The sequence below is a fragment of the Microcoleus pseudofavosus SVA1_A4 genome (assembly GCF_036700565.1).
Classification (GTDB): Bacteria; Cyanobacteriota; Cyanobacteriia; order Cyanobacteriales; family Microcoleaceae; genus Microcoleus.
In genome coordinates, this window is sequence record NZ_JAUBPE010000078.1 from 1 (window position 1) to 9,452 (window position 9,452).

A 9,452-nucleotide genomic window follows, 5' to 3' on the forward strand; every position below is an offset into this window, starting at 1 on the left:
TAAATGCCTCGCATAAAGTTGGTCAATAGCCTTCATAGCCTTGATTTCGCCTCTCGACAATTAATCCACCCTGCTTAACAAGGGGGGGTTAGGGGGGGTTCCAAACCACTTATCAATGAACATTTCCACCTGTTCGGGATAGGAAAATTCCAGAGTGCGATAAGTATCAAAAGTATCCAACGCAGAGCCGATCGCATCCCAGACATTCTGCCTACAACTTAGCACAATCCGCGCCCTTTGAATACAGCCGCCGGTTCTAATTTGCCGCTGAATTTCCGCCAAAGGATTGCCATCTCCGACAGCCATCTCATCCGCCCCATCCAACACCAACCAAACGCGCTCAGCATTAAACAAAGTTAAAAAATCATCCTTAATATCCGCCGTCGCCTCAGCCTTCCCAACCCTCTTAATTGCCGCCAGCAGCCAATTGTCAAATAAATAGGTTTCTAATTCCTTCCCCTGCAAATCTGCCAAGGATACCCAAATTACAATAGCCTCGGAAATTTCAGCCGCTACCCAATTCGCAATCTGCCGCAAGAGCGTTGTTTTTCCCGCCCCCGATTCCCCAATAATTCCTAACCGCTTGCCATTGCTTTTCGGGCTACTTCCTTGCTGGATCACTTGTTCGAGAAACTCGCTATGTTCAAATTTTTGAGTAACTTCTTTTTCCCGGTACAAATCCGAACCTTCCTCAGCCGCAACATCCTCGCGTCGCTGAGTCACTTTCTGCCGTTCCACCAATCCCAGCGGTACATAAACATCATCTATTTGATGGTTGCCAAAAGTTAGCTGATTGCTGCTAAGTCGCTGCTGTTCTTTCTCGTCTAAAATCTGCTGGCAAATATCCTGCCAGTCAAGCGGCACGTAAGCAATGCGGCTCTTTTCAACTATCTCCTCAAGCCAAACGTGCATCTCTTGGGTTGTGCTATCGATCCGCGTTAAACTCTGCCCTGTAAAAATCTGAAAAACTTTCTCATTTTCCTTTATCTCCTGAGCAAAATATGCTGATAATAAGGCAAATAATTCTCGATCTAACTTCGTTTTGTAGGGTGCGACAGCGCAATTTTCTAGGGCGACTTCCAGCAGTTTTTGCTTGACTTCTTCAACCCGATCCTGCTTTAAATCATTTGTGGCAGTCAGCAGCAATTCAATCTCATCTAAACCTGCAATCGGAATCCCAGACGGGACTGTTTCTTTATCTATTTGCTCTAATTCTAATTTGAGCTTTTCGAGCTTTCGTTTCAACCAATCGAAATCCCTGCGCCTGTCTTGCAGCGAATAGGCAAAACTCTCTGGGTTAGCCGCATTTTTCGGATCGATTTCCTGTTTGCATTCTGAGGCGATTTGTTGCTGAGCTTTCAGGAAAGATGTTTTCAGCGCTTTTTCTAAATCGTGATTGACAATTTTTCCGTTTCGTGATAGCTTTTTTATCCCCGTCAAACAAGCATGATTCAGTGCATCATTGACTTGAGTGCCCAGAATGCCTTGCCAAGCGACTGTGAAAAGCAAGCCCAAGGTAATCGGATCTGACATTTGACGGTTCTCCTAATTTCGGGCTGCAAGCGGGTTATTTCAATGATAGGCGATCGAGTTTGGTTGCGGGCGATCGACCTATGCTTCAATCTAGCGGTTCTCAACAGATATCGGGTAGGGAAACGGCACTGCCGTGTCCAAATATCGGGTAGGGAAACGGCACTGCCGTGTCCAAATATCGGGACGGTTGTTTATCCGATTTAAAACTATAATGTCCACCATATCCTCGATTGTCATATCAAAAGTCGATCGCTCAAACATTGAATTTAGGCAAAACTTTCAACTATTTTTCTAGGATTACCACGAAATCTTCAATCATCACATCAAAGGTGCGAGCCAGCTTGTGAACTGCTGCAAAGTCAACCATTGCCATACCCTGAGAACGAGCATAATTGCTAATGGTACTGTAGCCCACGCCCGATCGCTGGGCAACTTCCTTGAGCGTCCATCCCTTCTCGGCAGCCAACTCTCGAACCCGCAATCTGACTAAGCCTTTGCTCATATTCACTATTTACAAAATTTTGGATTTAGTATAATATATCAAAAAGCGATCGCCCCCGGTCTGCAAACTTAAGGCGATCGCCAGTTAAAATTAATCCCGACAGATATTCTCTGTCTTTGGCACCTAGCAGATAGACTTACCTAACACCAGATGCGACTTACCTACCACCAGATGCAACTACAATGATATCAGATAATCAGTTAAGATCGTCAGAGATCGGCGAATCAAAAATTATTCACAAATCGTCGATCGTCAATCCGCGATCGAGATTTGTCACCGAAGAAACAGTGGCACTCCTGTTCAACATATCACCGGAACAGATATACCGGATCGAATGCTGCCACAACGTGGTGTACGTTCACGCGCAAGGAATCAGCAGGTTTGTCAGCTACGCCGATTTCCCCCCAATCTTAGAAGTAAAACGACCCTGTTCTCAAGATTTTCTCGGATGGTACAAACGCTGGAAACGCACGCAAGCACCAGAATTTTGGACTAAATTCTATACGTACAACTTCAAAACGGCTGTTTCAGTTGACAGCTTGCTGGAGTGGGGTAAATTAGTCGGTACAGTTAAATCGGTAATTTCTGCCTCAGCGCTGCAACAGCTACGAGATGTTTACGCTCAAGAAAAAACATTGATGGAAACTTTTTAAAGCAGGCGGGGCGGATAAACCCGCGATTGTTGGCCACCAGCAAATGTCAGGTGCTTGCTGTACCCGACAGGATAAAGATTCTACTTTGTAAGGTGCGCAATGCGCACCTTACGGGTTCAAAATTCAGATCGAAACTCTCCCTTTACCTTCCAATCCCCACGTATTGGAAACCAGCCGCTTCTAAAGCCTTCTTGTCTAAGAAATTGCGACCGTCAATCATCACCGGATGATTCATCAACTTCGCCATTTTCACATAGTCTAAATTGCGAAACTGCTCCCAGTCAGTAACCAACACCAAAGCATCGCAACCGTCGGCCAACCTTTCTGGGTCAGTTTCTACCAAAACTCCCGACAAACCGTGACGCATCCCAGTTTGAGAAACAATTGGATCGTAAGCTTTAACTTTCGCTCCCAACCGATTCAAATTCTCGATTAAATTCAGGGAAGGAGCATCCCGCAAATCGTCAGTATCCGGCTTGAAAGTCAAACCCAAAAGTCCGACTGTTTTGCCCTTAAGAATTTTCAAAACTTGCTGCAACTTTTCAATAGCAATCAACCGCTGGCGTTGGTTAACTTCCACTGCCGCTCTCAGCAAATGCGCCTCGTAGCCGTAATCCTCAGCCGTGTGAACTAAAGCCGAGACATCTTTGGGGAAACAAGAACCGCCCCAACCAATACCGGCTTGCAAAAACTTGTTGCCAATCCGCGAATCTAAACCGATACCTTTCGCTACTTGGGTAACATCTGCACCGACACGATCGCAAATATTAGCAACTTCATTAATAAAGCTAATCTTAGTAGCCAAAAAAGCATTAGCTGCGTACTTAATCATCTCCGCTGAACTGATATCAGTCATCACCACAGGAACCTCCGGCAAAGACTGATTTTCTGCAAACTTGCGATCGAGAATCGGCCTGTAAAGCTGCACCATCATATCCATCGCCCGCCCAGAATTGCTTCCCAAAACAATGCGATCGGGATTAAAAGTATCTAAAACAGCACAGCCCTCCCGCAAAAACTCCGGGTTGCTAACCACATCAAATTGAACGCCCGTTTTTGCTGCTACTTCCTCCCCCGTAGCCCCCTCGCTACTTTCAGGTTTTTGACGTTCTGCCAAACCGTCGAGGACAATCCTCCGCACCCAGTCCCCGGAACCGATTGGCACTGTAGATTTATTCACAATGACTTTGTAATCGCCGTCGAGGTGAGCTCCGATGCCGCGGGCAACAGCTTCTACATAGCGAGTATCGCTTTCTCCTGTAGGCAAAGGAGGCGTCCCCACCGCAATAAACAAAATGTCTCCGTGAGCAACTCCTGCGGCCAAATCCGAAGTAAATTCTAGATTGCCCGACGCAGATGCAGAAGACATTAATTCAGAAAGTCCGGGTTCAAAAATTGGCGACTGTCCCGACTTCATTAACTTAACTTTTTCTTCGTTGTTGTCTACACAAATCACATGATGCCCGATGTGAGCCAAACAAGTGCCGGTGACTAAGCCAACATATCCTGTACCGATAACACAAACTTGCATAGAAATCTCCTCAAAGCTAGTAAATAAATCAGGTAGGAATTGGGAATCGGGAATTGGGAATCGGGAATTGGGAATTGGGAATTGGGAATTGGGAATAAGGAAGATTTTTTCCCTCCCCCACTCTCCCAGTCTCCCCCTCTCCCAGTCTCTACTTTTGGTTTCCCTCAATGCGATCGCGAAAATCTTTCACAGTCAACTCTAAACCTTTATCCAGCGGCACAGTTGGCTCCCACCCCAACCAAGTTTTAGCACGAGTAATATCGGGTTGTCGCTGTTTTGGATCGTCTTCCGGCAGCGGTTTAAAGATAATTTCTGCCCCTGGATTAATCATATTTTGAATTTTTTCTGCAAGTTCCAAAATAGTGTATTCGCCGGGATTCCCCAAATTCATCGGCCCGATTTGGTCGCTATTCATCAAACGAATAAATCCTTCCACCAAATCAGAAACGTAGCAAAAACTCCGTGTTTGGGAACCGTCGCCGTATACAGTCAGCGGTTGATTCCGCAAAGCTTGAGCAATAAAATTGCTCACTACTCTGCCGTCATTTTCCAACATCCGCGGGCCGTAGGTATTGAAGATTCGCACAACTCGAATGTCTACCCCATTTTGACGGTGGTAATCAAAAGATAAGGTTTCAGCTACTCGCTTCCCTTCGTCGTAACACGATCTTATCCCGATACAATTAACGTTGCCGCGATAATCTTCTGTTTGTGGATGTACGTCAGGATCTCCGTACACTTCGGAAGTGGAAGCGAGAAAGAATCTTGCTTTTACCCGTTTGGCCAATCCCAACATATTCATCGTGCCGATGACGTTTGTTTTAATTGTCTTGACAGGGTTGTACTGATAGTGTATGGGGGAAGCGGGACAAGCCAGATGGTAAATCTGATCTACCTCTAACCGAATCGGTTCCGTGATGTCGTGGCGGATCAGCTCAAAATACGGGTTGTCCAGCCATTTGAGGATATTGCGTTTAGTCCCGGTGTAAAAATTATCCAGGCAGACTACCTCATGTCCTTGGGCCATTAAGCGATCGATTAGGTGGGAACCGAGGAAACCCGCACCGCCTGTGACTAAAATTCTCATTGTGGAAACTGCCGTTCTGTTTAGGGGTAGGACTGGGGTACAAAAATTCAGCGGATCGAATGAAACTTTCTAATAGAATAACAAAATTGCGATCGACAATGTAAAGACTTATGCGTCACTTTTATAAAATCTTTAATTAACTTAGCATTTTCAAATACTTTGAACAAAGTGTTATAATTCGCAAATGTCGGTAGCAATTTTTTATTTAAGCTTTAATATTTCCGAAAAAACACTCTTGACATTAGTTATGTTATTTGTTAGCGGTTATTGGTTATTTGATGACTTCGGTCTGAGATTGGGCGATGCCCTACGGGATAGCTGCGCTTCACGGGCTTATTTGAAAAAACCTGGGTCGATTTATCTGAAAAGCAATATGAGAGAAATTAGGTCGATTTCGGGAAGAGAATGTCTGCCACTTTCAACACTACACTGCACTGGTTCAATTGCGAGTTCTGGAGATTGCAGCCAGAACTAAGTCAGGTTGATTTTCTAGCCTTTAGTTTTACAGTTTCTCAAGAATCGAGCAAAGTTACGATCGGCTAAAGTTGTATCGAAGGCGGAATCGGTGCCAGAGTATGATAAACTTCGCAGTCTTTGTATCATTAAGCGTGCTGCGAGGATATGCAAATGACTCTGGATAGAATGGGGACATTCCGGCCGCGATCGCATCTGCATTGACATATTCAAAACATTCTAAAAAATTGGGTAATAATTTCCAAAAAACTGTAGTTTTACTTTAAACGTTGGGATCGCCAATAATATAAAGATTCGGCATAATTGCGCTTCAACTTTTACTCATACTATTCTAGCTAAAATTCAATAACTCCCAAGCATTGGCGGTTAGTCATTTTCAGCAAGCCACAGCTCGATTTCTTCTCGGTTGCGATCGTAATACTTGGCAACCGCTTGCAAATCTTGAAGGGTGAGTCCTAGATAATTATAGAGAAGTTCGGCTTCAGTTGCGCCCTGTTGTTGATAAGCAACAATCGTCCAGACGGGAATTCGGGTATCGCGAATTCGCGCTGCACCGCCACAAATTCCTGGAGTTTTGCGAATGGGATGCTGAAGGGTTTGGACGAATTTCAGGGTGGCTGCGAGCAAGTCATCAGGCAGTGTTTCAATGGTTTGGAGAAGTTGTTCCTTGATGGTCATAATCGAGCGCCAAAATCTCAAATAGTATCGAGCAAATCCATTAGAGTTGTGAAGTTACTAACCTATTATCCATTCTCTTAAAAAAAAGTTTCTAAATCCCGATCGCCTCTGATGATTCTCATAATTTAAATAGCGTTGTTCTTAGCCTTGTTTATGGATACCGTCCTTGATTAATCAAAATTTGACGTTCAAGTATGCGATTTGGAGCATTGAGTTTGAGTAATCTTGCAGTAGCTTGACCAATCTGAGTGATGCCTGCTATTCTGGCATCATTAAGAACAAAATGTTCGTCCCATACCTGACGGCGTGGATTAAATAAAGGGACAATTTCGTCATTAACTGGGTTTATAGTAGCTAGATCGGAACCTTTATAGCGGTTACAAGATAAACAAGAAAAAGCGAGATTTTCAGCACGAGTTTTACCTCCGTGTTTTAAGGCAATGATATGGTCTACTTCATGGCTGTAGATTGAAACATCTTGATGAATCAGACAATATTCACAGTGTCCTGAAGCTCTTTCAATAACTAATCTGCGGAGTTCGGCAGAAATGGAAGTAGAAGTCATTTATCAAATCTCTGAATAGGCTCTTGCTTTTAGTAAAATCATCAGATGTTCTAGCTGCTCGTAAACATCTAATTCTGCTATTTCCATTGAATTTAGGGTCGATTCGCGGTTTTTGTCAAGCAAAATTTGGAGGCGTGTCTGAGCCTGTTGTGAAACCTTAAAACTCACAATCTCTTGTGGAGTTGGACTGTTTATCAAAAAATCAAGAACTTCTTGATAAACTGCGGGAATATCGGCGGTATGAGATGGTATTTCCGGCTCAATAGTTGTGGGATTTTTAGTTAGTTCTAGAAGTTGCCAAAGCAGTTCTGGCAAGCGATTTTGCAGAGGTTCTAGACGTTGAGCCAGTTCGTCGGGAATTTGAAGGGTAATTGTTGCCATTTTTGTTCGTCACTAATGCTCTCATTGAATCCTAGCACAAGAGAAGTGCGATCGCCCTTTTTTGAGAAACGCAATGTGCGAGCGCCCCGCCAGATCGGGTAAAGGTGCGATCGCGCTTCCTGATTTTAGTCGCTACACCCTACCAATCAGTTGAATAGCGGCAAAATTTTAGTTAGCGTTGTTATCGTCGAGGTCTAAGTTTTGTATTGAGAGTTCTGAATCTGGTGAAGTAGGTATTTGCAGCTTGAAAACAATTACTATTTGATTTTTCTCAATACTTATATTACTTATATTAACTACACTATTTTCCGGTAATAAATCTTTGGTTGGGAATTTAGCAGACGACTGAGTTTTATATCCAGCATCCTCAAGCCATTCAGCAATATTTCTCCAATTTTCTATCTTTTCAATGCCTTTACCTACAAAGGCTTTAACGTATTTATAAATAGTGGCACACAGGTCAGTTTCAACACCCTTGGGATTCTTTTTCAGCTTTTCGGCGATTTCAGCCGGACTGAAACCACAAAGCAACCCCCGCAGATGCAGCTTTTCTACGGGGGTGAGAGGCTTTCCCTTAACGGCGGCCAAGTCCGAGTACAGAGTTTTTAAGTCCCAGCGGCTTTCGGCTTCGACGAAGCGATCGTTTGTGGATGCCATAAATAGGTGTGTGTGAAGTTCCTGATGGAAGTCTAACATAAATCCTGATGAGTGTCAGTTTATTGCCAGACTCAGCTAGCGTATGATAAGTGAGTGCTAAAGCGCAAGTAATGAAACTTAAAAGTCAAAACCTTTGTGGGAGAGCTTTTTAGCCGTCGCTGACTACAGTTAGCGACCCGACAGGGGAGTAAGGCTGAACTTTGGTAAGTTTCTCGCTTTGACTCTAGTTTCGGCCACCGCCAGTAATTTTTTTAATTTATTTTCTGGGATTTTGCATAATTTTCTGGATTTGCCCCTGATAAATAAATGGGAGGCTGCAATGCGCCTTCTGCAGACTGAGTTCTTTGTGAGTGCGATCGCGACGAAAGCTTTGCTATGCAAGAGTTTTGCTTACATAGCAAATACCTGACTTCGCATAAATTTAGGGCGATCGCAGGATCTAAAAATACAGGCTAGCAAGTCATTTTTTCAGAAATGGAGAAAGACTTGTAGCTCGAATAGGGATAAATCTAGTATTCACACGGAGATTGCAACATGAACATTAATGGAACGTTGGCTGACGATACTCTCAATGGCACCCCCGATGCAGATTTAATATTTGGACAACAAGGCTCTGACTTAGTGTTTGGCCGTGATGGAGAGGACTTAATCTACGGGAAACAAGGAGATGACAAGCTATACGGTAATGAAGGTAACGATACCGTCTACGGTGGCAAAGGTAACGATACAGTTTACGGCGGCAAAGGTGACGATCGGCTATTTGCTAATGCTGGAGATAACTTGATATACGGCAACGAAGGCGAGGATACAGTTGATGGCGGAATAGATAACGATACAGTTTACGGTGGTAAAGGTAATGACAGCTTGTTTGGCAACTTCGGGAATGACATTCTCTATGGAGATAAGGGAGCAGATACATTAACTGGGGGGAATGGTAACGACACTTTTTTTATTGGTAAAAATACTGGGGGTACTGAGCTTTCGGATGCCGATTTGATTGTTGATTATACAGAGGGTGAGGATGTAATTCAGTTAAGGAACGATCTTGCCTTTGATGACCTCAAGATTTATGTGGGCACAGGGGTTAATGCTGGCTACACGATTATTCAGGATGAGTTAACAGGGCAATATTTGGCAGTTTTGGAGGGTGACGGCAGATTGACTATTGCTGATTCTAGCGGGATTGTGAGTCTGACGCCTGCGCCTTTGCCGACGCCTGTCACGACTCCGACGCCTGTGACGACTCCGACGCCTGCGCCGACGCCTGCGACGACTCCGACACCTGCGCCGACTCCGACACCTGCGCCGACACCTGCACCGACACCGACTCCGACACCGACACCGGAGCCTTCAATCACCCCAACTGCAACGACTCCGACGCCTGCGCCGAC

At 44.5% G+C, this 9,452-nt stretch carries 12 protein-coding genes; 4 read left to right on the forward strand and 8 right to left on the reverse strand.

Annotation, left to right across the window (positions count from 1 at the left end; translation table 11 throughout):
• Nucleotides 1–60: 60 nt before the first annotated feature.
• The gene (locus tag QUA02_RS26665; protein ID WP_333032264.1) at nucleotides 61–1,533 is read right to left on the reverse strand and encodes an NACHT domain-containing protein; all 1,473 of its coding nucleotides are present in this window, start codon (nucleotides 1,531–1,533) and stop codon (nucleotides 61–63) included.
• A 42-nt stretch (nucleotides 1,534–1,575) separates the two neighbouring features.
• Between QUA02_RS26665 and QUA02_RS26670 the strand changes: the two genes are divergently transcribed.
• Entirely contained in the window at nucleotides 1,576–1,737 is a 162-nt protein-coding gene (locus tag QUA02_RS26670) for a hypothetical protein (RefSeq protein ID WP_333032265.1), read from the forward strand.
• A gap of 79 nt (nucleotides 1,738–1,816) precedes the next feature.
• Here the strand turns inward: QUA02_RS26670 and QUA02_RS26675 are convergent, their stop codons facing one another.
• The gene (locus tag QUA02_RS26675) at nucleotides 1,817–2,035 is read right to left on the reverse strand and encodes a helix-turn-helix domain-containing protein (protein WP_194062933.1); all 219 of its coding nucleotides are present in this window, start codon (nucleotides 2,033–2,035) and stop codon (nucleotides 1,817–1,819) included.
• Between the two features lie 182 nt (nucleotides 2,036–2,217).
• Between QUA02_RS26675 and QUA02_RS26680 the strand changes: the two genes are divergently transcribed.
• Nucleotides 2,218–2,688 (forward strand): hypothetical protein, encoded by a 471-nt coding sequence (locus tag QUA02_RS26680; protein ID WP_333032266.1) that lies wholly within the window; start codon nucleotides 2,218–2,220, stop codon nucleotides 2,686–2,688.
• Between the two features lie 142 nt (nucleotides 2,689–2,830).
• Here the strand turns inward: QUA02_RS26680 and QUA02_RS26685 are convergent, their stop codons facing one another.
• Nucleotides 2,831–4,219: a UDP-glucose dehydrogenase family protein gene (locus QUA02_RS26685; RefSeq protein ID WP_333032268.1), complete on the reverse strand. Its 1,389-nt coding sequence runs from the start codon at nucleotides 4,217–4,219 to the stop codon at nucleotides 2,831–2,833.
• 148 nt (nucleotides 4,220–4,367) lie between these two features.
• Nucleotides 4,368–5,306 carry a UDP-glucuronic acid decarboxylase family protein gene (locus QUA02_RS26690; RefSeq protein WP_172189985.1) on the reverse strand — a complete coding sequence of 313 codons (939 nt, stop codon included), beginning with the start codon at nucleotides 5,304–5,306 and terminating at the stop codon, nucleotides 4,368–4,370.
• Nucleotides 5,307–5,711: 405 nt separating this feature from the next.
• Here QUA02_RS26690 and QUA02_RS26695 point away from each other — a divergent pair, with 405 nt between their 5' ends.
• Nucleotides 5,712–5,849, forward strand: coding sequence for a hypothetical protein (locus QUA02_RS26695; protein ID WP_333032269.1), 138 nt, complete (start codon nucleotides 5,712–5,714; stop codon nucleotides 5,847–5,849).
• 297 nt (nucleotides 5,850–6,146) lie between these two features.
• Here the strand turns inward: QUA02_RS26695 and QUA02_RS26700 are convergent, their stop codons facing one another.
• The 4 genes from QUA02_RS26700 to QUA02_RS26715 form a co-directional block, all read right to left on the reverse strand.
• Complete coding sequence (locus tag QUA02_RS26700; protein WP_333032270.1) at nucleotides 6,147–6,458, reverse strand: DUF433 domain-containing protein; 312 nt, start codon at nucleotides 6,456–6,458, stop codon at nucleotides 6,147–6,149.
• A 151-nt stretch (nucleotides 6,459–6,609) separates the two neighbouring features.
• The gene (locus tag QUA02_RS26705) at nucleotides 6,610–7,023 is read right to left on the reverse strand and encodes an HNH endonuclease (RefSeq protein WP_333032271.1); all 414 of its coding nucleotides are present in this window, start codon (nucleotides 7,021–7,023) and stop codon (nucleotides 6,610–6,612) included.
• Nucleotides 7,024–7,026: 3 nt separating this feature from the next.
• The gene (locus QUA02_RS26710) at nucleotides 7,027–7,404 is read right to left on the reverse strand and encodes a hypothetical protein (RefSeq protein ID WP_333032272.1); all 378 of its coding nucleotides are present in this window, start codon (nucleotides 7,402–7,404) and stop codon (nucleotides 7,027–7,029) included.
• 168 nt (nucleotides 7,405–7,572) lie between these two features.
• Nucleotides 7,573–8,061 (reverse strand): helix-turn-helix domain-containing protein, encoded by a 489-nt coding sequence (locus QUA02_RS26715; RefSeq protein ID WP_333032273.1) that lies wholly within the window; start codon nucleotides 8,059–8,061, stop codon nucleotides 7,573–7,575.
• A 534-nt stretch (nucleotides 8,062–8,595) separates the two neighbouring features.
• Here QUA02_RS26715 and QUA02_RS26720 point away from each other — a divergent pair.
• On the forward strand, nucleotides 8,596–9,452 hold an 857-nt coding region (locus QUA02_RS26720; protein ID WP_333032277.1), incomplete at its 3' end, for a calcium-binding protein.